Origin of the sequence: Sabulicella glaciei (assembly GCF_026183895.1) — a bacterium.
GTDB classification, from domain to species: domain Bacteria; phylum Pseudomonadota; class Alphaproteobacteria; order Acetobacterales; family Acetobacteraceae; genus Roseococcus; species Roseococcus glaciei.
This window is the reverse complement of the sequence record NZ_JAPFQI010000001.1, coordinates 820,592-845,306: the sequence shown is the minus strand read 5'-3', so window position 1 is coordinate 845,306 and position 24,715 is coordinate 820,592. Positions and strand designations below refer to the sequence as shown.

The window sequence follows — 24,715 nt, the reverse complement described above, 5'->3', positions numbered from 1 at the left end:
GGCGCGTAACGCGCCGAAGCTTGGAGAGGTTGGCCATCGCGACCTCAGCGGCAGGCGCGCCAGGGACCCATGTCGAGATGGAAATGATCGCGATGCGCGGCGTCGCGATCCGGCCCTAGCACTACCGAGAAGAAGCGGCAGGCATTGTCACGCGCCGCCCGCAGGAAGCCGGCCTGTTCGGGCGGCCCCGACCATCCACGCAGGAGCGTGACCTCGCGCCCGTCGACCAGTCGGAAGCTGGCGATGTCGATGGCGTTGGCCGTGGCGTGCTCCGACCGCCGCCCGCTGGCGGCGTTGTTCACGTTGCGGCAGTTCCAAGTGCCCAGATGGCGGACAGAGGCGACTTCGCTGTCCAGATGGCGCCGCGCGGCGGGCTGAAGCCCATGCCGTTCCCACAGCACCCAGGCGGCCGCGACGCGGCAAGTCACCGCTGGCGCAGCCGGATTGGCGGCGACCGGGCCGGGTAGGCGCACGGCGTCCTCCACCGCACATCCCAGATTCGACGGGCGATCGGGCACACGGATGGGATTGATGCCCGAGGCCTCGAAGGCCGCGAAGCAGGCGGTGGAGTTGCGCGAAAGGCGCGCCAGCTTCAGCGGCGTCAGCAGATTCGGCGCCGCCCGCAGGTCAAGCGGAGTGCGCGGGTCCCATTCCGGCGGCAGCACGCGAAGGCCCAGCCAGCAAAGCCCGAGCAGGACCGCAAGGAGCAGAACGAAACGCATCGCCCTGCCAAACGCGGGTGGGGCCGGAAGGTCAGCCCTTGGCGGCGCGATGCCCGGCCAGGCTGACCACGGTCCCGCCTTGCAGCAGCCGCGCCACCTCCCGGGCCAGGTCGCCCTGCCGGAAGGGCTTGGCGAGGCGGGGCAGCGACGTCGCCTCGCCTTCGCCAAGGGTCGAATAGCCGGTGATCAGGAGGGCGGGCAGGTCGGGCCGCAGGCGACGCGCCTCCGAGATCAGGGTGCTGCCGCGCATCTGCGGCATCAGGTAGTCGCTCACCAGCAGATTTAGCCTCGTGTCGCCGCGCAGCAGGTCCAGGGCGGCATGGGCGGAGGAAGCCTCGGTGACGCTGTGCCCCATCTCCCGCAGCATGTCGGCCGTCGCGGCGCGGACGAGGTCCTCGTCATCCACGAGCAGCACCGCTGCGCGACGCGGCTGCGGCACGGGGGTGTCGGTGCTGCTGCGTGGCGACTCCGCCTCACCGACCGCGACGGGCAGCCACAGCTCCGCCGTCGTGCCCTCGCCGGGAGTGCTGCGAAGACGGAGCGCGCCCCCAAGCTGCGCCGCGAGTCCGTGCACCATGGACAGGCCCAGCCCGGTGCCCTTGCCGGGGCCCTTGGTGGTGAAGAAGGGCTCGATCGCGCGCGCGAGGGTGGCGCTGTCCATCCCCGTACCGGTGTCGCTGACCGAGAGCCGGACGTATGAACCGGGCGGCAGGTCGCCTCGCCGTGGCGGCGCCTCCACCATCTCGGCCCGCAGGTCGAGGCGCCCACCGCCAGACATGGCGTCGCGCGCATTCACCGCGAGGTTGAGCACGGCGAGTTCCAGCTGGTTGGGATCGGCTCGCGCCGGGGCGAGATCCGGCCCGACCGAGACCGAGACCGTGATATGCGGGCCGATGGAGCGCTGCATGAGGTCGCGCATCCCCTCAACCAGCGCGCCGATATCCACCGGCCGCGCTTCAAGGTGCTGCCGCCTGGCAAAGCTGAGCAGGCGCTGCACCAGGAGCGCCGCGCGCTCGGCGCTTTGCAGCGCGCCGCCGATCAGCTTCACCGAGCGGGCATCCGCCTCATGCCGGCCGCGGAGGAGATCGAGCGCGCCGATGATCGGCGTCAGCAGGTTGTTGAAGTCATGCGCCACGCCGCCGGTCAGCTGGCCCAGCGTCTCGATCTTCGCGGTCTCGTGCAGCTGCGCCAGGGCGGTGCGAAGTTCGGTCACGTCGCGTCCCTCGGCGACGAGGGAAACGACGCAGCCCACTTCGTCGGTCAGCGGCTTCAGCGAGAAATCCAGCAGGGACCGGCTGTCGCCGGCGCCGCGCATCTCGATCTCGCGCCGCACGGTCTCGCCCGCGGACGCGCGCTCCACATCCGCGCGCAAGGTCTCGGATAGGCCGGCATCATGCGCAGCGAGGGGGCTTAGCCAGATCGGCCGCCCGACGATCTCTGTCGCACTCAGCCCGGCCCAGGCCAGGGCGGTGCGGTTCACCTCCTGCACCACGCCGTCCGTCGAAAGCAGGGCGACGATCTGGAAGGAGGAGTCGAAGATGCCGCGGAACCTCGTCTCACTGGAGGCGAGGGCGAGGGTGCGCTCCTCGACCCGCGCTTCCAGGGTGGCATTCAGGTCGCGCAGCGCTTCCGCCGCCGCGCGGCGGTCGGTGATGTCCTCGCCGGAGGAAAGCAGCCCGGCAAAGCTCCCGTCTGGCTCCCGCAGCACGGCGTTGCGCCAGGCCACGACGCGCGTGCTGCCATCGGCGTGAAGCAGCTCGTTCTCCTGATAGGCGATGTCCAACCGCTTACCCGCCATGAGTCCGCGGAAGATGGCGCGCCGTGCCTCGCGCTGGGCCAGGGGCACGGCGGTCTCGAACCAGTCCCTGCCGAGGATGTCCTCGGCCGAGCGGTAGCCGAGGATCTCGACGCCCTTGGGGTTGATCTCGGCCACGCGGCCGCGCCCGTCGAGCACCAGCAGCATCACGCCCGCCACATCCAGGTAGCGGCGGGTCCGATCGCGCTCTTCACGAAGCTGAGCGCCCTGCACGGCTAGGCGCTCCACCTGCCGCTCCGCCTCGTGCTGCCGGGCGCGGGCGCGCAGTGCGGCGCGGGCGGAGGAAACTAGCGTGACGGGAAGAAGCGGCCGCTCCAGCAGCGTGACGTTGCCCAGCCTCTCGGCGAGATGCGAACGCGGCAGCGTCGCCTCTCGCCGGAGCGTGAGCAGGATCACGGGAATGTCGGACCAGGGCGGCTGCTGCTTCAGCCAGCCTTCGAGGAGCGCGAGAGCCTCCTGGTCCATCGCCTCCTCGGTGACGATGACGGCGCCGGCCTCGCGCCGCCGGAGCAGGGCGACGAGGGAGGGGGCATCCGGCGCGACGAGGCTGTCCATTCCTGCGGCGGAAAGGATGCCAGACACGACCTGCGAGTCGCGGCCCGCCGGCGCAAGGATGCCAAGCCGGCCCGCCACCTCAGCCGCCACGATCCGCCAGCAGCTCGCCGGCTTCCCCGGCGTATCGCGGCACGCCGGTCAGGACGCCGGAGAACCGCCGTAGGGGCCCGCCGACGCGGATGCCCTTCGAGTCGATCCGGTACTCCCTAATCAGGGATTCGTGCCCGCCCGTGCGCTTCTTCATGACCGAGATAGCGCGGCGCATCTCCCCCGCGGCTTCGAAGAAGCGCAGCAGCAGCACGGTGTCGGACAGATAGGTCAGGTCCACGGGCGATTGCATCGGCCCCACAATCCCATGCTGCGCCAGCACCAGGATGGTGAGCACGTCACGCTGGTTCAGGAACGTGAGCAATTCATGCATCTGGAGCAGCATGAACTGCTCCTCAGACATCGCATGCTGGTAGCCCGACAGGCTGTCCAGCACCACGACGCGTGCCCCGCGCTCCAGCACCTCGGCACGGACAAGGCCGGCCAATTCGCCGGGCGAAAGCTCGGCCGGGTCCACCTGCTGAAAGGTGAAGAGCGCCTCCGGCACCTGATCGGGCCGAATGCCAAGCCCATTCGCGCGGCGGAGGAAATTGCGCCGCGTCTCGTCGAATGAAATAAAGACGGCCCGTTCGTTCCGCTTCACCGCGGTCATCGCATATTGCAGCGCGAAGGTGGACTTGCCCGACCCTGCAGGTCCCATGATGAGCGAGGAGGTTCCGCGTTCGAGCCCGCCACCCAGCATCCGGTCAAGCTCGGCGATGCCGCTCGCCACGGGCTGTTCCGCATCTTCAGGCCCGGTCTTGTGGTCAGCTGCGACGAGGCGGGTAAAGACCTGCAGACCGCCTCGGCGTATCACGTAATCGTGGAAGCCGCCGCGGAACGCGCGACCGCGCATCTTGTGCACGCGCAGCCGGCGACGCTCCGCCCCGAAGGCAATCGTCAGCTGCTCCAGCCGGATCACCCCATGGACGAGGCTGTGGAGATTTGCGTCGTCCATCTCCTCCGTAAGGTCGTCCACGAAGAGTGTGGTGGCGCCGTTGCGGGCGAAAAAATGCTTGAGAGCCAGAACCTGTCGCCCATAGCGCAACGAGGTCGCAGCCAGGAGGCGGATGTCGGAAAGGCTATCGAAAACGATGCAGCGTGGCTTGATCCGTTCCACCGCCTCCATAACCAGGCTGACCGTCTCTCCCAACTCGAGGTCGGAGGCATAGACCACCGACTGCTCTCGGGAAGGGTCGAGGCTGAGCTCCGCCGGGACCAGTTCGAAGATCTCGATGCCTTCGAGATTCCAGCCATGGGTCGCGGCGGATTTCCGCAACTCCTCGCCGCTCTCAGAGAGGGTGACGTAGAGGGCGCGCTCCCCCCGTTCGCGCGCCGCGAGCAAGAACTGCAGCGCCAGCGTGGTCTTGCCGGAGCCGGGCCGACCTTCGATGAGATGGACGCGTCCGGTCTCATAGCCACCGGCCAGGATGTCATCCAGCGCCGCGATGCCGGTCGGGACGCCAAAGCTTGCCTGGGGCAGGGGTGCGTCGGTCATGAACTTCCTGAACGCAGCCGGGCGCAACGCAAAATGCGCCGCCCCGTCCTTTGCCAGAAGGAAGGCGGGGCGGACCGTCTGTCAAGTATTCAGGAAGGAGAGCGCCCCGCCTGGGCGCAATCGTTCAGCGCGCGTCGACCGGACGGTAGTCCCGCGAGGCGGCGCCCGTGTAGATCTGCCGCGGGCGACCGATGCGCTGCGACGGATCCTCGATCATCTCCTTCCACTGGCTCACCCAACCCACCGTGCGCGCCACCGCGAAGATCACGGTGAACATGCTGGTCGGGATGCCCATGGCCTTGAGGATGATGCCCGAGTAAAAATCGACGTTCGGGTAGAGCTTGCGGCTGACGAAGTAGTCATCCGTCAGGGCGATGCGCTCCATCTCCATCGCCATGTCGAGCAGAGGCTCGTCCTTGATGCCAAGCTCGCCGAGGACCTCGTGGCAGGTCTCCTTCATGATCTTCGCGCGCGGGTCGAAATTCTTGTAGACCCGGTGCCCGAAGCCCATGAGCTTCACGTTGCTGTTCTTGTCCTTCACCTTCTCGATGAAGTCCGGGATGTTCTCGGGCGTGCCGATTTCGCCGAGCATCTTCAGCACGGCCTCGTTCGCGCCGCCATGGGCAGGACCCCACAGCGCGGCGATGCCTGCGGCGATGCACGCGAAAGGGTTGGCGCCGGTTGAGCCGGCGAGCCGCACCGTGGAGGTGGAGGCGTTCTGCTCATGGTCCGCATGCAGGACCAGGATGCGGTCCATCGCCCGCTCCAGCACCGGCGAGACGTTGTAGGACTCGGCCGGGACGGCGTTCAGCATGTGCAGGAAGTTCGCCGCGTAGCTGAGGTCGTTGCGCGGATACACGAAGGGCTGGCCCAGCGCGTACTTGTAGGCCATCGCCGCGATGGTCGGCACCTTGGCGATCAGGCGGAAGGCCGCGATCTCTCGCTGATGCTCGTCGTTGATGTCGAGGTTGTCGTGGTAGAAGGCGGCCAGGGCGCCGACGACGCCGCACATGATCGCCATCGGGTGCGCGTCGCGGCGGAAACCGTCGAAGAAGCGGCGAATCTGCTCATGCACCATGGTGTGGCGCGTTACACCGACCCGGAACTTGTCCAACTGCGCGCTGGTCGGCAGCTCGCCGTACATCAGAAGGTAGCAGACCTCGATGAAGTCGCTCTTCTCGGCCAGCTGCTCGATCGGGTAGCCGCGATAGAGCAGGACCCCCTCATCGCCGTCAATATAGGTGATCTTGCTCTCGCAGCTTGCGGTCGTGCCATAGCCGGGGTCGTAGGTAAAGACGCCGAGCTGGTTGTAGAGCTTGCGAATGTCGGCCACCTGCGGCCCGAGCGTGCCCGTCAGCAGCGGCATGGAGGCGGAGGAGTTGCTGCCCTCCAGCGTGATCGTGATCGAAGAGGCTTGGCTCATGGTGCGGGCAACCTTCCTTGAGGCATCGAATTCGGCCCGCGGGGCGGGCAGTCCTTGTGCAACGCAAGATAAGCTCAGTGGGAGACTTGTCCATCGGCCCCGGTGCGGCTGCCTAACGCTCCGCCTCGAAGACGAACACCCCAGCCGGGCCGTCCGAGGTGATACCCTGGCTATGGGAGGAGACGAAGATGAACCGGGGGTCGCGGAAGCCAGCGCGCCTCGCCAGATCCAGCACGTCCCAGCCCGGGATTTGGAAGACCAGGGAACCGCCCTCGGGGTTGAGCGGGTTGCCGTGATACTCAGGCGGGACCAAGTGCCGCACCTCGCCGTTCTCCAGCACGGCCCGCTGGTCGGTCATCTCGTCGCCAAGGGGAAAGGTGGCGATCAAGCGGCCGCCCGGGGCCAGGACGCGGGCCATGTCGCGAAATGCGGCGTCGAGGTCTGGTACGTGCTCCAGCACCTCGTTGCTCACAATGAGGTCAAATGAGGCGTCTGGCAGGCTAGACTGGGTGATGTCCACGGCCGGGATCGGATACAGCTTGCGTACCTCCTCCTTCAGCACTGCATACTCCGAGCAAAGGCAACGCGCGTACCGGCCGCGTAGCAGCAGGGCGAATTCGGTCAGCGCCTCGTGCGCGTGGACGCGGAGGTCCCAGGTCTCGCCACCACGCGGGTGGCTCGCCACTCGTTCCATCACCAGGCGCAGCCGAGGGTTATATCCCCCAGCCAGAAACTCCTCCCGGACGTTGGTGCCGCGCAGTTCCACCTCGGTGGGCATAAGCCGGCCAAGCAGGGTGGAATGAACGCCGTGCCGCCTCGCATGTGCGATGATGGATTTCATTCGGGCATTTGTGAGGAGCGCTTCATTCCTTGCGGCGAAGCTTTTCCACTCGGAATAGGACCGGAACTCGCGCTCCAGATGATCAGGGTCCATCATGTTGACTGGGCCCTTCAGTCCGAGCGACCGATCTACCCAGGCCTGGCGCAAGTTTCGGCGTGTCGACCTTGGCAAGAGGGGCACAAGTCGACGTCTAAGGAAGTTCAGCAAGCGGATTGGCATGCGGGGTCAGCGGCGCCAATGCGCCGGGGGCTCGAAGCCTCCAGACCAGAGTCCACGCTGCGCGGCGCGGGCCTGGGCTTCCAGCGGAACCAAGGCGGGGAGGGTGGCGGCGTCGGCTAGCGCCCAGCCATTCGCGACCATGGAGGCGTTCAGCTCCGCGCCCCCAGCCTGGCAGAGCCCGAGGGCGCGCCCGAAGCGGTCGCGGCCCTGCACGCGGCAATCCACCGCTCGCTCCTGGACCAGGCGCGCCAGTTCCGCGGTAGCGGCGGTCCCGCAATCATACAGGCGACCGCCCGCATCGGTGCAGGACTGACCACGCTCTGGCGCCGCGATCCCGTGCAGGCGGAGTGTCCGCTCCCCAAGGCGCAGCGTATCGCCATCCAGGATGCGAATCTCCGAGGCCGGGGAATTCCACTCGGCGTTGCGAGGGGCCGAGCCCAAAAGGTCAGAGGGCAGGCCTATGCCCACCAGCACCGCACCCACCAGGGCTGCGATGCCGACGAGGACCGCACGGCCCAGCCGGGATTCGGATCGGGCGGGCTTGAAGATGCGGCGCTGTCGCATGGCGCAGGGTTAAACCCTCCCCCAGCGGCGAGCAACCCGGACATTACCGCATGTTACGCATCGGCGGCGATCGTGCCTCGCCAGAAACGAGGGGTTCGGCGCAATTCGCGCCAAGCGGCGATGGAGGCGAGGCGCGACCCTTCGGCGCGGCCCGCGGCGTAGCCCGTGACGGTGCCGATGGCAAAGCTGCCCGCGCCACGCCCGGCAAGGGAGGCCGCGAGATCCCTCGCCACCGCCGCGTCGTTGGCGAGGCCAAGCGCATCCTGAAGGGCCGAGAGTCGCCGGTTGAAGCGCTTCGCGCCACGACCGGGGAACAGCGCGGCAAAGGGCTCCGCAGCATAGCGGAGGCGCTTCGCATCCAGGCGCATCTCGTGCAGCCCCTCCGCGTCGAGTTCCTCCATCTGCATGCCGGCGCGCTTCAGGCGGCGCCACCGCTTGCGCAGGAGGCGGGCGGCCAGCGGGGCCAGGGGCGTTTCCCCTTCTGGTGGCAAAGCAGCCAGGTGCATGCCTTCGACGATCAAGCGCCGAAACTCAGGCCCTGCGAGAAAGACCGAAAGCGCGCCATAGGCGACGCGCTGCTCGGCCTCCGCGGCGCGGAGCAGGCCGCGAAGCCGCCGGTCGTCCCCGAGCGCCTGGGCGGTGCCGGCTGCAATGCCGGACAGGAACACGTCCCAGTCGCGGGCGCGGCCCAACCTCTCGGCCAGGTCGCGCAGCGCGCCGCCCCATTCCGCCCAACCCGTCCCCTCTGGCCGAAACAGCCTGAGGAAGGAGCGCAGGCGGCGCAGCGCCACGCGGGATTGATGGACGCCACGCGGGCCTTGCGCGAGGTCGCAGCGCGGCACCTCGGCGAGCAGGGCCTCCAGCAGATGCGCTGTGGCCCGGCGCAGCGCGAGCTCGGCCGTCTCCACGCCCTCGAGAATCGGCGCGCCTGAGGCACGCTGGCGCACGGGACGCTGCTCGGCCAGCGCCAGCGCTTCCTCGGCGAGGGAGGCGCGTGCCGGAAGGAGTGACAGGTCTTCGGCCAGCACGGCGGCAAGGCGCAAAGCGTCCTCGCCCTCCAGGAGCAGCAGGGCGATGCGATGCCTACGGCTCTCCGCGTCCATTCGGCCCTCAAGCCAGGAAATCCCCGCGGCAAGCTCGGCACGACGGGCGGCGAGGCGAGCTAGAGGCACAGCGCCAAGGGGAGGAGGCGGACAAGGCACCCCGGACTCGAAGACACCGGGCAACCTCCCCGGGGCGAGCGGATGGTGAAGCGCGCACACGCCACGCCGGCGCTCGATCACCGCGCCATGCTCGGCACGGAAGAAGGTCACGCTCTCCCGCCGGAAGGCGGGAAGCGCGGCGAGGAGCGGATGGAGGGGACGCCTGGCCCCCGGCGGGAGGGCGAGGGCGAGGATCAGGCCGCTTCCTCCGGCAGGTCTCGCGGGCACAGGAAGCGGACGAGCCGCCCGCCGCCTTCCCCCAGGTCGCGCCAGAGCGAGGCGACGGAGAACTCGGCCAGGGAGCCGGTCGGATAGGCTTCGGACAGGCGTTGCACCATCTCGCTGCCCGCATTTCCGGCCCCGGTCAGGGCCAGGGCGAGGTCGTGCAGCCCCGGGTTGTGCGCGATCAGCAGCACGGAGCGCGCCGTCTCCGGAACGGCACGCAGCTTGTCCAGCAGCACCGCCCAGGGGGCGAGGTAAAGCGCGTCCATCACCTCGACGATCGGCGCGCCCTCGATCGGCTGCAGCGCCTCCAGCGTCTGCAGCGTCCGCCGCGCAGACGAAACCAGCACCACGTCCGGCGACAGGTCCAGCCCGCGCATCCGCTCCGCCATTGCCGCGGCGGCGCGCTTGCCCCGCGCGTTCAAGGGCCGCGCGTGGTCGGACAGCGTGGCCTCGTCCCAGGAGGACTTGGCGTGGCGAAGCAGCAGGAGTTGGCGCATCGGCGGCGATGATGGCATGGGGCGGGCCGCTTGTCGCCCTGCCGCGCGGTTCCGGAGGCGCCCCGCCTCCTGTATCCTCCCCGGCGTGATGGATCTGTCCCGCCGCGCCCTCGCCCTTCTCGCCCTGGCTCCGGCCGCGGCGGCCGCGCAGCTTGCGCCGCCCTTTGCCTGGCGCTTCCGCGTCACCCGCAACGGCACCGACATCGGCACTCACGAGGTTCGCGTCACGGAGCAGGGGGGGCAACGCGTCACGCACTCGGAGGTGATGGTCGTCCCCCGCGTGCTGGGTGTCGTGGTGTACCGCTTCGAGCATCGCTACACCGAGGTCACAGATGGGTGGCGCTTCCGTTCCGTCGAATCGCGCCTGAACCGGAATGGCCGCATCGTCGAGGTGTCGGCCCGCGCGACGCCGGATGGGGTGCTGGTTCAGGGGCCGGACGGGCCGGGCCGGCTGCCCGCCAACGCCGCGCCGCTTTCCTGGTGGGATCCGTCCCGGCTGGGCGGGGTCGTGCCGATCTTCGGCACCACCACCGGGCAGATCATGGACCTGCGCTGGTCCCGGCGTGGCCTTCCCAATGGGGGGTTCGCCGTCGCCTGCACCGGCGAGGTGGAGGCGGAGTGCCTGTTTTCTCGTGACGGCGTCTGGACCGGCTTCAGCACCGTGGGCGATGACGGCAGCCGGGTGATCTACCAGCCCTTCGCTTGACCCCCGGCGGCGCTGTTCGTCCAATCGCCGCGCAGCGAGGGGACACGCCATGGATGCGCCAACGGAATGGATGAAGCTGACGGCGGCCGAACTCGGCGCAAGGGCGGCGAGCGGGGCGCTGCTGATCCTGCCTGTCGCTTCGCTGGAGCAGCACGGGCCGCACCTCGTCACCGGCACGGACATCCTGTTGGCGGGGGCGGTGGCGCTGGAAACGGCGCGGCGCCTGCGCGGACGCGGCTTGGACTCCGTGGTGGCGCCGGTCGTCTGGACCGGCCTCGCCGAGCATCACATGGCCTTTGGCGGCACGGTGACGCTGGACAGCGCGACCTTCCAGGCGCTGCTGCGCGGCATCGTCGGCAGCGCGGCGCGGGCGGGGTTCCGCCGGGTGCTGCTGCTGAATGGGCATGGCGGCAACAGCGAGGCGATCGGCACCGCCGCGACGGAACTGGCCGTCACCTTTGGCATCCGCGTCGCCGGATGCACCTACTGGCACTTGGTGCCGGAGGCCATCGCGCCGCATCTGGAACGCCAACTTGGCCTGATGCACGCCTGCGAGGCGGAAACGAGCCTCGTCTGGCACGTCCTGCCCGAGGGCGTGCGGCAGGAACGCCTGCCCGAGGCGCATGGGCCGATGTCCACTCGCGTGCCGGGGCAGCCCTCCGGCCTGCTCATGCGCCGTTCCTTCCGCGAGGCGAGCGCGAGCGGGGTGATCGGGGATGCCCGCGTGGCAAGTGCGGAGAAGGGCGAGCGGCTGCTGGCCTCCATCGCGGAGGCCTGCGCTGAGGTCCTGGCCAATCCGGCGCTTTGGGGCGAGGCGGGCTAGATCGGAAAGTCCAGCCAGGACAGGTGCCCGCCCTTGCCGGCGCCGGTATCCAGGAACACCGCCTCGCCGCCCATGCGGCCGGTGACGCGCAGCGGCCGCCCGTCGCGGGAGCGCGGGTCGTGGCCGACCACGACGGTGAGGCCGCGCGGGATCGAATCGACCCAGAGCACGAGGCGCTCTGGATAGCCGCTGGCCAGGGTGCGGCCCGTCACCTGCCCGAACAGCGCCCGCGACAGCACTGGGTCAGGGCGGCGGCGGCCGGCATCCGGCGGCGGTGGCGTCAGCAGCATGGTGCGGTGGAAGGCCGCATGGACGAACAGCAGCGGCCCCGCCCGAAGCCAGGCTGGGGCGCGGCCGATCTCCTCCAGCGCGCGCGTCGCGAGGGCGATCCCATCCGAGGCTTCCCCAAGCTGGGCCAGGGTGCGCGGGATCGCCTCGGCCGGGGAGCGGACCCGTGCGCCGTCCAGGGCGCGGCGCAGCTTGTGGTCGTGGTTGCCCAGCAGGAACAGGCCTTCCCTGCGGTCGACCATCGTGAAGGCGAGGCGCAGCGCCTCCGCAGCGTCGGGCCCGTAATCCGTCAGGTCGCCAAGCTGCACCACGAAGAGGCGGGCCTCACGCGCACCCTCGATGGCCGCGCGGAACTGCGATGCCTCTCCATGCACGTCTCCGACGGCCCGGATCCCGGCGAAGCCTCTCTGGCGCAGCTCCTCGATCACGCGGCCTCCGCGGCGCGCATCCGCGCGAAGGCGTCGAGGGCGCGGCGGCGCCCTTCCTCGGGTGCAACGAGGGGGGTGGGGTAGGGGGCGGGCGGGCCGCCCGGCATTGCCCAGGGCCGGTGGACAAAGCGGCGCGGCACATCGGCCAGCTCCGGCACCCAGCGGCGCACGTAGTCGCCCTCCGGGTCGAAGCGCTCGCCCTGCAGCACCGGGTTGAAAACGCGAAAGAATGGCGAGGCGTCGGCGCCGCTGCCCCCGATCCACTGCCAGGAAGCGCTGTTGGAGGCGAGGTCGGCATCCACCAGCGTGTCCCAGAACCACGCCGCCCCATCCTGCCAGGGCTGGAGCAGGTGCTTCACCAGGACCGAGGAGGCCACCATCCGCACCCGGTTGTGCATCCAGCCCGTCTGCCAAAGCTGGCGCATCCCCGCATCCACCAGCGGAAAGCCGGTGCGGCCGCGCTGCCAGCGCCGCAGCAGGCGCATGTCGCGAACTGCGGGAAAGGCTTCGAAACGGCGGGCAAGTGGCGCCTCGGGCATCTCGGGCCGGTGCCAGAGCAGGTGGTAGGAGAAGTCGCGCCAGAGCAGTTCCTTCAGGAAGCCGTGATCGCCCTCTGCCCCCGCCGCGCGCGCCGCGTGCCAAGCCTGACGCGGCGACACCTCGCCCCAGCGCAAATGCGGCGAGAGTCGCGCGGTTCCCTCAATGGCAGGGCGGTCGCGCCCCTCGCCATAGCCGCGCAGCCCTTCCGCCATGAAGCGCGCAAGGCGCGACTGCGCCCCGGCCTCGCCCGGCCGCCAGCTTTCCTCCATGCCTTGCCACCAGGCTGGCTCGTCCGACGGCAGGAGTTCAAGGGCTTCGAGGGCAAGCCCAGGCAGTTCGAGCCCGGACAGCTCCTGGGGTGCGCGGAAGGGGGCAGGCGGCTCGCCCTTTCCGAACAGGGCGCGCGCGAAGGGGGTGAAGGCCGCGTAGGGCCGGCCCTGGCCGCTGCGGAGCGTGTGCGGCTCGTGCAGCAGCGCCGAGGAGTGCAGGAAAAGCGTGCCTCCCTCGGCACGCAGCCGTTCAGCAACTTCGGCGTCGCGCTTCCGTGCCCAGGGTTCGTAGAGGAGCCCCGCGTGCACCTCGTTCGCGCCGATGCGCGCCGCGAGGGCAGGAATGACCTCCACAGCGCGGCCGCGCGCGAGGTGCAGGGCCGCGCCGCGGGTCCGCAGCGCGGTGTCGAGCGCCGCGAGGGACCGGTGCAGCCACCACCGCGCGGCACCGCCCGCGCGCCATGTGCCGGCGGCCTCATCGTCGAGCAGGAAGACCGGAAGGACAGGCTTCCGGCACGCTGCTTCCAGGGCAGGATTATCCGCCAAGCGCAGGTCCTGCCTGAACCAGAAGAGGGCCGGAGCGGTCATGTCATGCGATTTAGGGGCGCGGGCCCCGTGCGGAAAGACTGAAACCGTCTGGGATAACCTCACGTTCGGGCGACGCGATCCCCGACTCGAGGAGTCACAATCATGATGATCCGCTCTCGCCGCGTCCTGTTCGGCGCCGGCGCTGCCCTGCTCGCCGCGCCGGCCCTGGCGCAGAACGCCAGCAACATGCCCGTCGTCGGCAGCCAGACCCGTGCCTCGCCGCTGAACGTGATCGACACGCTCGCCGCCGCCGGCAACTTCAATCGCTTCATCACCCTGGCACGTCTTGCCGGCCGCGTCGAGGACCTGCGCGGCGCCGGACCCTTCACCCTGCTGGCCCCGACGGATGAAGCGATCGGCCGCATCCCCGCCGGGCTGCGCCAGAACTGGATGGGCACGGAGAACACGGACAACCAGGAAGGCAACATCCAGCAAGGCGACCGCCTTCGCCTGATGGCCTTCGTGGACCTGCACATCGTCCCGGGCCGCTACACTCTGGCGCAGCTGGCCAACACCAGCACGCAGCTGCGCACCATGAACGGCAACGTGATCGAGGTCGCCTCGCAGCCTGGCCAGGAATACCGCACACGCATCGTCAGTGACACGGGCTTCGGCGTCGGCGGCGTGAACGCGGAGCTGCGCCCGACGCGCTTCCTGGTGCCGGAGATGATCGCCAGCAACGGCGTCGTCCTGCCGATCGACGTTGCGCTGATCCAGTAGTCGCGACGCGGCGGGAGGCCCTCAGGCGGCCGCCCGCCGCAATGCGTCGAATGGCGCGGAATGCAACCGTGCGTCGCCGAGAAGGAAGACGCGCACCGCATTCCGTGCGATCCCGGCCATGGCCGGATCGAGAACGTTCAGCCCGCCCGTGAACGCGCCGAATGATGGCAGCACCAGCCGGTTCGCGCAGAGCAGGAAGCAGGGCCGCGTGATGCCGCCGATGCGCGTCGGCATCGTCGCCTTCGGATGGAAGTGGCCGCTAAGCTCCGCTTCGCCCCGCGCCACGTCGCCGGCGATGTGGCGGAAGACCAGCTTGCCGCGCCGCCATTCCGGGACGCCGTGCTCCGCGTCGTGGTTGCCCGACACCCAGATGCACTCCTCAAGCCCCGCACAGAGCCGCTCCAGGGTCGCGCGGTCCTCCACCGCCATGCGTCCCGTTGCCGCGCCGTCGTGGAAGCTGTCGCCCAGCAGAACGAGGCGGCGCGCGCCATGACGACGAATGGCGAGGGAAAGGCGCTGAAGCGTTTCGCGCGTGTCGTAGGGCGGCAGCATGGCACCGCGCGCGGCGAAGGCGCTTCCCTTCTCCAGATGCAGGTCGGCGACGACCAGCGTTCGCTCGCCGGGCCAATGCAGCGCGCCTGAGGGACAGAGCATCAGCCGCTCCCCGAGAAGATGGACCGGTGCCGCGATCATGCGCGCCGCCTCGCCGGACGCCGGCGTTCGGAGCGACCGAAGCGCGACCGGTCCTGGTCCACGGCCGCGCGGACCTGGATCTCGTCGGTCAGCTCGGCCAGCGTCTCATTGAACCGCTCGGCCCCGTCGGTCGCGTCGTTCACCAGCGCGGCGGCCTCGGCCAGGATGTCGTCCTCCGCGCCGCCCGGCACCCACTCGCGGCCTTGCTCAATAAGGGCCGGCACGGCGAGGGGGGAGACGCGCTTGAGGCGGCGATGCACGACGCGCCCCTTCACGCGGGCGAGCAGCGCGGCGATGCGCGCGACGTCGGTGAGGCCGGACGCCGCCTCGGCGCGGGTGGCGCGCAGCAGGACGTGGTCAGGCTCGTGCTTGCGCAGCACCTCGTAGATCAGGTCGCTGTTCACGGTCATCTGGCGTCGGGTCTTCTCTTGGCCCGGGTGGTTCTTCTCGATCAGCCCGGCCACGGTGGCGATGTTGCGGAAGGTGCGGCGAAGCATGGAGGATTCCGCGATCCACTCCTCCAGCTCCTCGCCGAGAAGGTCCTCGGTGAAGAGTTCCGCGGCGTCGCCCGGCTCAAACGCCATCCAGGCGGCGAGCACGTAGTCGGTCGCGACGTAGCCGAGCGGCCCCCAGCCAAGGCGCTCCATGCGTCGCGTCGCCAGCATGCCGAGGGTCTGGTGCGCAAGGCGCCCTTCGAAGCCGTAGGCGACGATGAACCAGCGCCCGCCGCGCGGAAAGCTTTCCACCAACAGGTCGTCGCGTCCCGGCAGGCGGGAGCGGAGCGATTGCAGCCGCAACCAGTCCCGCACCTCGTCCGGCAGGTCGCGCCAGCGCTCCGGGTCATGCAGGATGCCGCGCACCCGCGCCGCGAGATGAGTGGAGAGCGGCAGCTTCGCCCCGGCATAGGTGGGGACGCGCGCATCGCCCACGCCGCCGCGCGACACCTCGGCCACGACGCCGTTCATCCCTTCGAAGCGCAGCACCTGCCCGGCGAAGAGAAAGGCATCGCCGGGGACGAGGGTGGTGATGAACCACTCCTCCACCTCGCCCAGCATCGGCCCGCCGCGCATCCGCACCTTGAGCAGCGGCGTGTCCACGATGGTGCCCAGATTCATCCGCACGATCCGCGCAACGCCGTCGCCGCGGATGTGGTAGAGCCCCTCCGCGTCGCGGAACAGCCGGCGCCAGCGGTCGTAGGAGCGCAGCGCGTAGCCGCCATCCTCGGCGAAGCGGACGACATCGTCGAAATCGCGCCGCGAAAGCTCCGCATAAGCGCCCGCGCGCCGAACTTCCTCAAAGAGCGCGTCGGGGTGGAAGGGCGCGTGGCATGCCATGGCGAGGACATGCTGCGCGAGCACGTCCAGGCCGCCCGGGCGCGGCGGATCGCCATCCAGCTCCCCAGCCGCGACGGCCTCGATGGCGGCACGGCACTCGATTACTTCGAAGCGGTTGGCGGGGACCAGGAAGGCGCGGCTCGGCTCGTCCATGCGATGGTTGGCGCGGCCTACGCGCTGGAGGAGGCGCGCGACGCCCTTGGGTGCGCCCACCTGGATCACCTGGTCCACCGCGCCCCAGTCGATGCCGAGGTCCAGCGAGGCCGTCGCCACCACCGCGCGCAGCGTGCCGGCCGCCATCGCCGCCTCAACCTTGCGCCGCTGCTCGATGGTAAGGGAGCCATGGTGGAGGGCGATGGGCAGCGCCGCGTCGTTCAGGCGCCACAGGGCGGCGAAGACCAGTTCGGACTGGGCGCGTGTGTTCACGAAGACGATCGTGACGCCGGCCCCGGCGATGCGCGCCATGATCTCCGGTGCGCTCGCCAGGCCCATGTGGCCGCCCCAGGGCAGCCGCCCCGCCGGAAGCTGCACCCCGATCTCCGGCGCCGCGCCGCCCGCACCCCGGACGAGCGCGACGTCGCCGCCCGGGCGCAGCCATTCCCGGAGCGCGTCTGGATGGTTCACCGTGGCCGACAGACCCGCGACCGCCATGCCGGGCGCAATGCTCTCCAGCCGGGCGAGGCAGAGCGAAAGCTGGTCGCCGCGCTTGGTCCCGGCGAGGGCGTGCGCCTCGTCCACCACCACGCGGCGCAGCCCGCCGAACATCTCCTGCGCATCGGGCAGGGAAAGCAGCAGGGTCAGGCTTTCCGGCGTGGTCAGCAGGATCTGCGGCGGGGCGGCGCGCTGCCGGGCGCGGCGGTTTGCGGGCGTGTCGCCGGTCCGCGCCTCGACCCGGATGGGCAGGGCCAGCTCCTCGATCGGGGCGGAAAGGTTGCGGGCGATATCCACCGCCAGCGCCTTCAAAGGCGAGACATAGACGGTGTGCAGCCCTTCCACAGGGCTGTCGGCCAGTTCGATCAGGCTCGGCAGGAACCCGGCCAAAGTCTTGCCGCCACCAGTCGGGGCGATCAGCAGCGCCGAGCGCCCGGCCTGCGCCGCCTCGACCATGGCAAGCTGGTGAGGTCGGGCTTGCCAGCTGCGGGCAGCGAACCAATTCTCGAAACGTTCGGGCAATGTTCCGGGCACCGCCACGATATAGGCGGGGAACCGAGGGCGGCAAAGGCGCATTCACCCCATCACATGCTGGCACCCCATCCTGAAACCTGGCTCTGCACCCGGCCCGAAGGCCTCTTCTGCAAGCCGGGCGATTTCTTCGTGGACCCGGTCCGGCCGGTGCCGCGCGCCATCATCACCCATGGCCACAGCGACCATGCCCGTCCCGACCACGGCGCCGTGCTGGCGACGCGCGAAACCCTGGCCATTATGCGCGCCCGCATGGGCGAGGACCGGGCCGGGCGCGTCCAGCAGGAGATCGCCTACGGGGAGGCGCTGGAAATCAACGGCGTCCGCGTGACGCTGCGGCCGGCGGGCCACGTGCTCGGCTCCGCCCAGGTGGTGATGGACTGGAAGGGGAGCCGCGCGGTGGTGAGCGGCGACTACAAGCGCCGTCCCGACCCGACCTGCGCGCCCTTCGAGCCGGTGCCTTGCGACGTCTTCGTGACCGAGGCGACCTTCGCGCTCCCGGTCTTTCGCCATCCCGACCCGGCTGAGGAGATCGGCAAGCTGCTGCGCTCCGTCGCGCTCTTTCCGGAGCGGACGCATGTCATTGGCTGCTATGCGCTGGGCAAGGCGCAGCGCCTCATTTCCCTCCTGCGCGAGTCCGGGTGGGACCGGCCGGTGCCGTTGCACGGGGCGCTGATGAAGTTGTGTCGCCTCTACGAGGAACTCGGCGTGTCCCTCGGCCCCCTTGAGCCGGCGACCGTGGCCAACAAGGCGTTGTTCGTGGGCAACATCGTCCTGGCGCCGCCTTCCGCCATCCAGGACCGCTGGGCGCGCCGCCTGGCCGAGCCGGTGCCCTGCCTCGCCTCGGGCTGGATGCGGGTACGGCAGCGCGCCCGGCAGGGTGGGGTGGAGCTGCCACTGGTCATCAGCGACCACGCCGACTGGGACGAACTGCTCGACACCTGCGCCGAGGTCCAGGCCCCCGAGATCTGGATCACCCATGGCCGCGAGGAGGCGCTGATCCACGCCCTGGCCCAACGTGGCCAGCGCGGCCGTGCCCTGCACCTGGTCGGGCTGGGCGACGAAGAGATCGAGGACGAGCCAGGAGGCGGGGAATGAGCGTCAAGCTCTTCGCCGCCCTGCTCGAATCCCTGGTCTACACCCCGTCGCGCAACGGCAAGCTGCGCCTCCTTCGTGACTGGTTCGCGACCGCGCCAGATCCCGACCGTGGCGTCGGGCTGGCCGCCCTGGCTGGGGAGCTTGCGCTGAAGACGGCCAAGCCCGCGCTGGTGCGCGACCTCGTCGCCGCGCGGACCGATCCGGCCCTGCTGGCCCTGTCCCATGACTATGTGGGCGATTTCGCCGAGACGGTCGCCCTGATCTGGCCGGAGCGGCCCGGTGCGAACCAGCCGCCCCCCGGCCTCGCGGAGGTGGTGGAGCTGCTGGAACTCACGTCCAAGGCCGATCTGCCCGACCTCATCGCCTCCTGGCTGGACGTGCTGGATTCCTCCGCCCGCTTCGCCCTCATCAAGCTGGTGACGGGCGGGCTGAGAGTCGGCGCCTCTGCAAGGCTGGCCAAGACGGCTCTGGCCGATTGGTCGGGCACGCCCCTGGATGACATCGAAGAGGTCTGGCACGGCGTCGCGCCGCCCTACCTCGCAATCTTTCGCTGGCTGGAAGGGAAGGGGCCGCGCCCCGACCCGAACGGCGCCCCGGTCTTCCGCCCCCTGATGCTGGCGCACCCGCTGGAGGAAAAGGACTTCGCCGCCCTCCACGCTCCGGACTGGCGCGCCGAATGGAAGTGGGACGGCATCCGCGTCCAGGTGACGAGCGGTCCCGGCGGTGCGCGGCTCTGGTCGCGCGGCGGCGAGGATGTCTCCGCCTCCTTTCCCGACCTCGCCCCGTCCCTGACCTTCCATGCCGTACTGGATGGGGAGCTGCTGGTGGTACGGGAAGGTGAGGTCGCGCCCTTCTCCGATCTGCAGCAGCGCCTGAACCGAAAGGCGCCCGGCGCGAAGCTGCAGCAGCAGCACCCCGCGATGATCCGCCTCTACGACATCCTCATGGACGGGGAAGAGGATCTCCGCGGCCTTCCCTTCGACGCCCGGCGGGCCCGGCTCGAAGCCTGGTTCGCCCGGGAGCGCCCGGCGCTGATGGACGTTTCGCCGCTGATCCCCTTCGCCTCCATGGCGGAGCTGGCCGCGATCCGCGACGGGACCCGCGCGGCCTCCATCGAGGGGCTGATGCTCAAGCGCGCCGACAGCGCCTACGTGCCCGGCCGGACCAAAGGGCTGTGGTGGAAGTGGAAGCGCGACCCGCTGACCATCGACGCCGTGCTCATGTACGCCCAGCGCGGGCACGGCAAGCGCTCCTCCTTCTACAGCGACTTCACCTTCGGCCTGTGGCGGGGCGAGGAACTTGTGCCGGTCGGCAAGGCGTATAGCGGCTACACGGACGAGGAATTACTTTGGCTGGATCGTTGGATCCGGAACAACACCACCGCCCGCTTCGGCCCGGTGCGGGAGGTGGAGAAGGAACTGGTGCTGGAGGTGGCCTTCGACGCTGCCCAACGATCCGGCCGGCATAAGTCCGGCGTCGCGCTGCGCTTCCCCCGCATCGCCCGCATCCGGCGCGACAAGCCGGCCAGCGAGGCGGACCGGCTGGAGACCCTGATGGCGACCATTCCGGATGGCGGAGCTTGATCGCTCCCTAGCCGTTCGGCGCGTCGCCCGTTGCCGGCCGCACTCGGGCCCGGCGCGCCAGCATCCAAAGAATCGGCGTCACGATCAGCTCCATCCCGATCGCCAGCAAGTGCGGCAGGGGTGGCACCGTCCAAAGCAGGCCCAGGAGCCGGAAGGCGCCGCCAAGCACCACGATCGGCGCCATGAGGTCAAAGACCCAGGCCCGTTGGGGAGGTCCACGGCGGCCCAGGCAAAGGCGAGGCCGATCCCGAGCAAGAGGCCTGAAAGGTAGCGGACATGGTTGTCCATGGCCGGTGTCGCGTCGCCTCCCAGCAGGGCCGCGCCGAGCAGCCCGCCGGATAGGCCGGCGAGGATCGGCACGCCGCATGCCACCCAGATCGCTGCGCGAACCATTCCTTTTGCCCCTGTGCGCGCTTCTGGCCGCCAAGGTCCTGGACTTCATTTGACCCAAGATTCGCCATTGGCGCCACGCCGCAGATTCGCCGTTAGCGCCACGCCGCGGTCCCCCCTCGACCAGTCCGCCATCGCACGGCATGGCCGCCGGATGAAAATGCGAAGCCTTCGCATCTGCACTTGCGAACGCCTCGCAATCTCGGCATACGGTGCGGCGACGCATTCCCCGGAGGGATCTGATGCTTCGCCGTAGCCTTCTCGCCGCCATCCCGGCCGCCCTGGCCGCCCCGCGCCTCGCCTCCGCGCAGGAGCGGGTGGTGAACCTCTACTCCTCGCGCCACTACGACAGCGATCGCGCCCTGTACGAGACCTTCGCGCAGCAATCCGGCATCCGCATCCGCCTGATCGAGGCCAATGCAGACCAGCTCCTCGAGCGCATCCGGGCCGAGGGCGCCAATTCCCCGGCCGACGTGATCCTCACGGTGGATGCCTCGCGCCTTGCCCGCGCGGCCGAGATGGGCCTGACCCAGCCAGTCCGCTCCGACGTCGTCGCCAGCCGCGTCCCGGCCGAGCTGATCGGCCCCGAGGGCATGTGGTTCGCCGTTTCCCGACGCGCCCGCGTGCTGATGTATGACCGCGCCCGCGGCGCCCCCGAGGGCCTCGCGCGCTACGAGGACATGGCCGATCCGCGCTTCCGTGGCCAGTTCCTGATCCGCTCCTCCGGCAATGGCTACAACATCGCCCTCGCTTCCTCCTTCCTGGCCGTGAATGGCGAGGCGGCGACCGAGGCCTGGGCGCGCGGCATCGCGGCGAACCTGGCCCGCCCGCCCTCCGGCGGCGACACCGACCAGATCCGCGCCATGCTGGCCGGGCAGGGACGCATCGCCCTGGCCAACACCTACTACCTCGGCCTGCTGCGCAACTCGCAGCGCGCGGAGGACAAGGACCTTGCCGGCCGGGTGGCCGTGATCTTCCCGAACCAGGGGGACCGCGGCACGCACGTGAACATCAGCGGCGCCGCCCTGGTCCGCACTGCCCCGAATGCCGAGAACGCCCGCCGCTTCCTGGACTTCCTGACCACGCCGGAGGCGCAGCGGATCTTCGCCCTGGGCAACATGGAATACCCGGCCGTGTCCGAGGCGGAGACGCACCCCTTCCTGGTCTCTCTGGGTCAGTTCAAGGCCGAGAGGCCGGACAGCGCGAAGCTGCTCGCCAACGCGCCCGAGGCGCTGCGGATCATGCAGCGCGCGGGCTGGAGGTAAGCCCAGGTGGTCGTTTGCATGTGCAATGCCATGACCGACAAGGATATCCGCGCCGCCATCGCCGGCGGCGCGGAGCGTCCCAAGGACGTCTACTGCGCCTGCGGGAAATCCGCCCAATGCGGTTGCTGCACCAGCATGATCCTGTCCATGATCCGGGATGAGACGGCCAAGGCCGCCTGAACGGAAGGGACCATGCGATGCCGAAGCGAGACCCCAAGGTCATCGAGCACCTGAACACGCAACTCACCAACGAGCTGACGGCGATCAACCAGTACTTCCTGCACGCCCGGATGCTGAACCACTGGGGCGTGACCCTGCTCGGCAAGCACGAGTACGAGGAAAGCATCGAGGAGATGAAGCACGCGGATGACCTCATCCAGCGCGTCCTCTTCCTCGACGGCGTGCCCAACGTCCAGCGCCTCAATCACATCCTGATTGGCCAGAATGTGCGTGAGGTGCTGGAGTGCGACCAGAAGATCGAGGAAAAGGCGATCGAGGACCTGCGCGAGGGCATCGCCTATTGCGAGTCGGTCCGCGACTACGTCTCCCGCGACCTGCTCCTCCGCATCCTGGCGGATGAGGAGAAGCACGAGGACTACCTCCACGCGCAGTTCACGCTGATTGAGCAGATCGGGCTGCCGCGCTACATCCAGCTGAATTCCGCCCCCGCGCCCGACCAGCACGCGGACTGAGCGGTCAGTTCTTCCGCATCGCCCGGGTCAGGGCGATGACGGGCAGCAATCCCGCGAGCACGATCAGAAGGGCCGAGGTGGACGCCTCGGCCAGCCTTTCGTCGCTCGCGAGGTTGTAGACCCGCACCGCCAGCGTATCGAAGTCGAAGGGCCGGACGATCAGCGTCGCCGGCAGTTCCTTCATCGTATCGACGAAGACCAGGATGCCGGCGGTGAGCAGGGCGCCGCGGGTCAGCGGGATCTCCACGCGCCGCACCGCCTCGCCGGGGGCACAGCCCAGTGTGCGGGCCGCCATGCCCAATGTGGGCTTCAGCCGCGCCAAGCCCGACTCGACCGCCGAAAGCGCGACCCCCAGGAACCGAACCAGATAGGCAAAGACCAGCGCCGCCAGCGTGCCCGAGAGCAGGAGGCCCGTGGAGATGCCGAAGCGCGCGCGCATCCAGGCATCCAGCGCATTGTCAAACAGGCCGAAGGGCACCAGCACCCCGACGGCAATGACCGAGCCCGGGATGGCGTAGCCCAGCCCCGCCGCCCTACCGGCCAGGCGTGCCATCCTTCCGCCCGACATCCGCGCCGACCACGCGAGCCACGACGCAATCAGGACCGCGAGCGCCGCGGTGATCCCCGCCAGGGTCAGCGAGTTGGTGAGGAATGGAAGGAAGCGCGACGGGGCAAGCGGGTCGCCCGCCTCCACCATCAGGGAGAGCAGCGCGCCGGCGGGCACGGCGAAGCCCAGCAGCACGGGAAGGAGACACGCCAGGCCGGCCAGCGCTGCCTTGGCGCCACGCAGAGGGACGGGCTGGAAGGGCGCGTGGCGCGTCGTCATGGGATGAAAGCGTCGCCCGCCGCGCGTCGCCTGTTCCAGCGCCAGGAGCAGCGCGACGCAGAACAGCAGCGCGGCGGCCAGCTGCGAGGCGGCACCGCGATCCGCCATGCCGAACCAAGCCTCGTAGATACCGGTAGTGAAGGTCCGGATGCCGAAATGCTGCACGGTCCCGAAATCCGCCAGCGTTTCCATGAGCACGAGGCCACTCGACCCCACCAGCGCCGGCCGCGCCAGCGGCAGCGCGACCGAAAGGAAGGTGCGGCCGAGCGAATGCCCCAGCGTGCGCGACACCTCCACCAGGCAGGTGCTCTGGGCCAGGAATGCGGCGCGGCACAGCAGGAAGACGTAGGGGTACAGCACCATGGCCAGGACAAGCGCGGCGCCTGGCAAGGACCGCATCTCGGGGAACCAGTAGCCGCCATAGGACAGGCCCGTCGCGCCGCGCAGCGCGACCTGCGCCGGTCCGGGCACGTCCATCAGCCAGGTCCAGGCATAGCCGGCGACATAGGCAGGCATGGCCAGCGGCAAAAGCAGCATGACCTGCAGCCCGTCGCGTCCGGGGAAACGGCAAGCCGTGACCAGCCAGGCCGTGACCGCCCCGGCCGTTCCGGCCATGGCCACGACGAGAAGGCCAAGCAGCGCGGTGTTGGCCAGCATCTCCGGCAGGAAGGTGCGTGCGATGTGCGACCAGACCGGCCCGGACGGCGTCGCAGCGGAGGCCAGCACCGCTGCGATGGGCAGCAGCAGCAGCAGCGCCGCCAGCAGGGGCAGCACCGGGCGGCGTGTGCGCGACAAGGGGAGGAGCGCCGCGCTCATCGTCCGTGATTGAGAAGCATTCGCATCACGCCGCGCTATAGCGCGGGACGGGGCCGGAGGGAACGACCGGCCCCGGTGCTGGCATCAGTCGCCCTTGCGGGACTGCCAGTCCTTCAGCGCGATGCGCGGCACCTCGACCCGGTCTGTGGTGCGGGCGTACCAGCCGCGCCCGTGCATGCGCCCGACCAGGCCAAGCTTGGGCGTGTCCACGTATTTCTTCTCGACATCCAGCATCGCCTCGTCGGCGATGTGCATGGCCAGGACCTGGCCCAGGACGATGGTGTGATGCCCGACCGTAATGAGCTGGAAAGTCTTGCACTCCAGCGCCACCGGGCTTTCGGCGATGCGCGGCGGCTTGACCTTGGAGGAGGGGATCGTCGTCAGACCCGCCTCCTCCAGTTCGTTCACGTCGGGTCCGAAATCGATGGCGGTGATGTTCATCCGCTCCACCGTCGCCTCGTTGACGAGGTTCACGACGAACTGGCCCGTTGCGCGAATATTGCCCAGCGTGTCCTTGCGCGCGCCGTCGGGGCGGGGACCGCAGCCGATGGCGATCACGACCGGGTCGTCGGTGAGCGCATTGAAGAAGGAATAGGGCGCGGCGTTCAGGACGCCCGCCTCGTCCTGGCTCACCACCCAGGCGACGGGGCGCGGCACGACGGTCGAGACGACGAGCTTGTAGCGGTCGGCGGCGGGAAGCGCCTCGAAGTCGAAATACATGCGTGGATTCCCCAGTTTGGGCTTTCCCGCTTATGCGGCCCGGCCCCTGTCCTGTCGAGGCTTCACCGGACCTTAAGCTTGCCGGCGCATCGTGCGCCGTACAGC

23 protein-coding genes and 1 pseudogene are annotated in these 24,715 nt (G+C 69.7%); 8 read left to right on the top strand and 16 right to left on the bottom strand.

Annotated features, from left to right (window positions below):
* Positions 1-44 precede the first annotated feature (44 nt).
* From OF850_RS03935 to OF850_RS03900, 8 genes are all read right to left on the bottom strand, one after another.
* Positions 45-722 carry an extensin-like domain-containing protein gene (locus tag OF850_RS03935; protein WP_301588480.1) on the bottom strand — a complete coding sequence of 226 codons (678 nt, stop codon included), beginning with the start codon at positions 720-722 and terminating at the stop codon, positions 45-47.
* A 31-nt stretch (positions 723-753) separates the two neighbouring features.
* On the bottom strand, positions 754-3,171 hold the full coding sequence (locus tag OF850_RS03930) for a hybrid sensor histidine kinase/response regulator (RefSeq protein ID WP_301588478.1): 2,418 nt from the start codon (positions 3,169-3,171) through the stop codon (positions 754-756).
* Position 3,172: 1 nt separating this feature from the next.
* Positions 3,173-4,678 (bottom strand): ATPase domain-containing protein, encoded by a 1,506-nt coding sequence (locus tag OF850_RS03925; RefSeq protein ID WP_301588476.1) that lies wholly within the window; start codon positions 4,676-4,678, stop codon positions 3,173-3,175.
* Positions 4,679-4,802: 124 nt separating this feature from the next.
* Positions 4,803-6,101, bottom strand: coding sequence for a citrate synthase (gene gltA / locus OF850_RS03920; protein WP_301588475.1), 1,299 nt, complete (start codon positions 6,099-6,101; stop codon positions 4,803-4,805).
* Between the two features lie 112 nt (positions 6,102-6,213).
* The gene (locus OF850_RS03915) at positions 6,214-6,942 is read right to left on the bottom strand and encodes a class I SAM-dependent methyltransferase (protein ID WP_301588474.1); all 729 of its coding nucleotides are present in this window, start codon (positions 6,940-6,942) and stop codon (positions 6,214-6,216) included.
* A 225-nt stretch (positions 6,943-7,167) separates the two neighbouring features.
* The gene (locus OF850_RS03910) at positions 7,168-7,725 is read right to left on the bottom strand and encodes a thermonuclease family protein (RefSeq protein ID WP_301588473.1); all 558 of its coding nucleotides are present in this window, start codon (positions 7,723-7,725) and stop codon (positions 7,168-7,170) included.
* Between the two features lie 53 nt (positions 7,726-7,778).
* On the bottom strand, positions 7,779-8,828 hold the full coding sequence (locus OF850_RS03905; RefSeq protein WP_301588472.1) for a CYTH and CHAD domain-containing protein: 1,050 nt from the start codon (positions 8,826-8,828) through the stop codon (positions 7,779-7,781).
* Between the two features lie 293 nt (positions 8,829-9,121).
* Complete coding sequence (locus tag OF850_RS03900; protein ID WP_301588470.1) at positions 9,122-9,649, bottom strand: SixA phosphatase family protein; 528 nt, start codon at positions 9,647-9,649, stop codon at positions 9,122-9,124.
* A gap of 88 nt (positions 9,650-9,737) precedes the next feature.
* On the opposite strand from OF850_RS03900, the gene OF850_RS03895 reads away from it, so the two are divergent.
* Both OF850_RS03895 and OF850_RS03890 read left to right on the top strand, forming a co-directional pair.
* Complete coding sequence (locus OF850_RS03895) at positions 9,738-10,355, top strand: DUF6134 family protein (RefSeq protein ID WP_301588857.1); 618 nt, start codon at positions 9,738-9,740, stop codon at positions 10,353-10,355.
* A gap of 49 nt (positions 10,356-10,404) precedes the next feature.
* Positions 10,405-11,178, top strand: a complete 774-nt coding sequence (locus OF850_RS03890) for a creatininase family protein (RefSeq protein ID WP_301588468.1) — start codon at positions 10,405-10,407, stop codon at positions 11,176-11,178.
* Here the strand turns inward: OF850_RS03890 and OF850_RS03885 are convergent.
* Together OF850_RS03885 and OF850_RS03880 are read right to left on the bottom strand one after the other, a co-directional pair.
* Positions 11,175-11,894, bottom strand: a complete 720-nt coding sequence (locus OF850_RS03885) for a metallophosphoesterase (protein ID WP_301588467.1) — start codon at positions 11,892-11,894, stop codon at positions 11,175-11,177. The genes OF850_RS03890 and OF850_RS03885 overlap by 4 nt on opposite strands.
* Positions 11,891-13,291, bottom strand: coding sequence for a cryptochrome/photolyase family protein (locus OF850_RS03880; RefSeq protein WP_301588466.1), 1,401 nt, complete (start codon positions 13,289-13,291; stop codon positions 11,891-11,893). Before OF850_RS03880 ends, OF850_RS03885 begins: the two co-directional genes overlap by 4 nt.
* Before the next feature lie 102 nt (positions 13,292-13,393).
* Between OF850_RS03880 and OF850_RS03875 the strand changes: the two genes are divergently transcribed.
* Positions 13,394-14,011, top strand: coding sequence for a fasciclin domain-containing protein (locus tag OF850_RS03875; RefSeq protein WP_301588465.1), 618 nt, complete (start codon positions 13,394-13,396; stop codon positions 14,009-14,011).
* Between the two features lie 21 nt (positions 14,012-14,032).
* Here OF850_RS03875 and pdeM read toward each other — a convergent pair whose 3' ends face one another.
* Together pdeM and OF850_RS03865 are read right to left on the bottom strand one after the other, a co-directional pair.
* A complete protein-coding gene (gene pdeM / locus OF850_RS03870; protein WP_301588464.1) occupies positions 14,033-14,704 on the bottom strand; it encodes a ligase-associated DNA damage response endonuclease PdeM in 672 nt (223 codons plus the stop codon).
* Positions 14,701-17,265 (bottom strand): ligase-associated DNA damage response DEXH box helicase, encoded by a 2,565-nt coding sequence (locus tag OF850_RS03865; RefSeq protein ID WP_301588462.1) that lies wholly within the window; start codon positions 17,263-17,265, stop codon positions 14,701-14,703. Before OF850_RS03865 ends, pdeM begins: the two co-directional genes overlap by 4 nt.
* A 12-nt stretch (positions 17,266-17,277) precedes the next feature.
* Here OF850_RS03865 and OF850_RS03860 point away from each other — a divergent pair, with 12 nt between their 5' ends.
* Positions 17,278-18,318 carry a ligase-associated DNA damage response exonuclease gene (locus OF850_RS03860; protein WP_301588460.1) on the top strand — a complete coding sequence of 347 codons (1,041 nt, stop codon included), beginning with the start codon at positions 17,278-17,280 and terminating at the stop codon, positions 18,316-18,318.
* Positions 18,315-19,901: a cisplatin damage response ATP-dependent DNA ligase gene (locus OF850_RS03855; protein ID WP_301588458.1), complete on the top strand. Its 1,587-nt coding sequence runs from the start codon at positions 18,315-18,317 to the stop codon at positions 19,899-19,901. Before OF850_RS03860 ends, OF850_RS03855 begins: the two co-directional genes overlap by 4 nt.
* A 7-nt stretch (positions 19,902-19,908) precedes the next feature.
* Here the strand turns inward: OF850_RS03855 and OF850_RS03850 are convergent, their stop codons facing one another.
* On the bottom strand, positions 19,909-20,085 hold the full coding sequence (locus tag OF850_RS03850) for a hypothetical protein (RefSeq protein WP_301588456.1): 177 nt from the start codon (positions 20,083-20,085) through the stop codon (positions 19,909-19,911).
* Positions 20,086-20,171: 86 nt separating this feature from the next.
* A pseudogene (locus OF850_RS23620) lies at positions 20,172-20,294 on the bottom strand (hypothetical protein); the annotation flags it as partial.
* A gap of 239 nt (positions 20,295-20,533) precedes the next feature.
* Here OF850_RS23620 and OF850_RS03845 point away from each other — a divergent pair.
* Genes OF850_RS03845 through bfr form a run of 3 tightly spaced genes read left to right on the top strand, consistent with a single transcriptional unit; the run spans position 20,534 to position 22,248 of the window.
* Positions 20,534-21,556: an extracellular solute-binding protein gene (locus tag OF850_RS03845; protein ID WP_301588453.1), complete on the top strand. Its 1,023-nt coding sequence runs from the start codon at positions 20,534-20,536 to the stop codon at positions 21,554-21,556.
* Between the two features lie 18 nt (positions 21,557-21,574).
* On the top strand, positions 21,575-21,736 hold the full coding sequence (locus tag OF850_RS03840; RefSeq protein ID WP_301588452.1) for a (2Fe-2S)-binding protein: 162 nt from the start codon (positions 21,575-21,577) through the stop codon (positions 21,734-21,736).
* 17 nt (positions 21,737-21,753) lie between these two features.
* Entirely contained in the window at positions 21,754-22,248 is a 495-nt protein-coding gene (bfr, locus tag OF850_RS03835) for a bacterioferritin (protein WP_301588450.1), read from the top strand.
* Between the two features lie 4 nt (positions 22,249-22,252).
* Here the strand turns inward: bfr and OF850_RS03830 are convergent, their stop codons facing one another.
* Both OF850_RS03830 and OF850_RS03825 read right to left on the bottom strand, forming a co-directional pair.
* Positions 22,253-23,890 carry an ABC transporter permease gene (locus OF850_RS03830; RefSeq protein WP_301588448.1) on the bottom strand — a complete coding sequence of 546 codons (1,638 nt, stop codon included), beginning with the start codon at positions 23,888-23,890 and terminating at the stop codon, positions 22,253-22,255.
* 84 nt (positions 23,891-23,974) lie between these two features.
* Positions 23,975-24,610, bottom strand: coding sequence for a flavin reductase family protein (locus tag OF850_RS03825; RefSeq protein WP_301588446.1), 636 nt, complete (start codon positions 24,608-24,610; stop codon positions 23,975-23,977).
* Positions 24,611-24,715 lie beyond the last annotated feature (105 nt).

Bases quoted from the DNA above. Each gene is read 5' to 3' on its own strand.
- OF850_RS03890 (WP_301588468.1), top strand. From the start codon at position 10,405: ATGGATGCGCCAACGGAATGGATGAAGCTGACGGCGGCCGAACTCGGC.
- OF850_RS03825 (WP_301588446.1), bottom strand. From the start codon at position 24,610: ATGTATTTCGACTTCGAGGCGCTTCCCGCCGCCGACCGCTACAAGCTC.
- OF850_RS03850 (WP_301588456.1), bottom strand. From the start codon at position 20,085: ATGGCGCCGATCGTGGTGCTTGGCGGCGCCTTCCGGCTCCTGGGCCTG.
- OF850_RS03875 (WP_301588465.1), top strand. From the start codon at position 13,394: ATGATGATCCGCTCTCGCCGCGTCCTGTTCGGCGCCGGCGCTGCCCTG.
- gltA (WP_301588475.1), bottom strand. From the start codon at position 6,101: ATGAGCCAAGCCTCTTCGATCACGATCACGCTGGAGGGCAGCAACTCC.
- OF850_RS03855 (WP_301588458.1), top strand. From the start codon at position 18,315: ATGAGCGTCAAGCTCTTCGCCGCCCTGCTCGAATCCCTGGTCTACACC.
- pdeM (WP_301588464.1), bottom strand. From the start codon at position 14,704: ATGATCGCGGCACCGGTCCATCTTCTCGGGGAGCGGCTGATGCTCTGT.
- OF850_RS03860 (WP_301588460.1), top strand. From the start codon at position 17,278: ATGCTGGCACCCCATCCTGAAACCTGGCTCTGCACCCGGCCCGAAGGC.
- OF850_RS03900 (WP_301588470.1), bottom strand. From the start codon at position 9,649: ATGCGCCAACTCCTGCTGCTTCGCCACGCCAAGTCCTCCTGGGACGAG.
- OF850_RS03910 (WP_301588473.1), bottom strand. From the start codon at position 7,725: ATGCGACAGCGCCGCATCTTCAAGCCCGCCCGATCCGAATCCCGGCTG.
- OF850_RS03830 (WP_301588448.1), bottom strand. From the start codon at position 23,890: ATGAGCGCGGCGCTCCTCCCCTTGTCGCGCACACGCCGCCCGGTGCTG.
- OF850_RS03880 (WP_301588466.1), bottom strand. From the start codon at position 13,291: ATGACCGCTCCGGCCCTCTTCTGGTTCAGGCAGGACCTGCGCTTGGCG.
- OF850_RS03915 (WP_301588474.1), bottom strand. From the start codon at position 6,942: ATGAAATCCATCATCGCACATGCGAGGCGGCACGGCGTTCATTCCACC.
- OF850_RS03905 (WP_301588472.1), bottom strand. From the start codon at position 8,828: ATGGACGCGGAGAGCCGTAGGCATCGCATCGCCCTGCTGCTCCTGGAG.
- OF850_RS03895 (WP_301588857.1), top strand. From the start codon at position 9,738: ATGGATCTGTCCCGCCGCGCCCTCGCCCTTCTCGCCCTGGCTCCGGCC.
- OF850_RS03865 (WP_301588462.1), bottom strand. From the start codon at position 17,265: ATGCGCCTTTGCCGCCCTCGGTTCCCCGCCTATATCGTGGCGGTGCCC.
- OF850_RS03935 (WP_301588480.1), bottom strand. From the start codon at position 722: ATGCGTTTCGTTCTGCTCCTTGCGGTCCTGCTCGGGCTTTGCTGGCTG.
- OF850_RS03840 (WP_301588452.1), top strand. From the start codon at position 21,575: ATGTGCAATGCCATGACCGACAAGGATATCCGCGCCGCCATCGCCGGC.
- OF850_RS03845 (WP_301588453.1), top strand. From the start codon at position 20,534: ATGCTTCGCCGTAGCCTTCTCGCCGCCATCCCGGCCGCCCTGGCCGCC.
- OF850_RS03925 (WP_301588476.1), bottom strand. From the start codon at position 4,678: ATGACCGACGCACCCCTGCCCCAGGCAAGCTTTGGCGTCCCGACCGGC.
- bfr (WP_301588450.1), top strand. From the start codon at position 21,754: ATGCCGAAGCGAGACCCCAAGGTCATCGAGCACCTGAACACGCAACTC.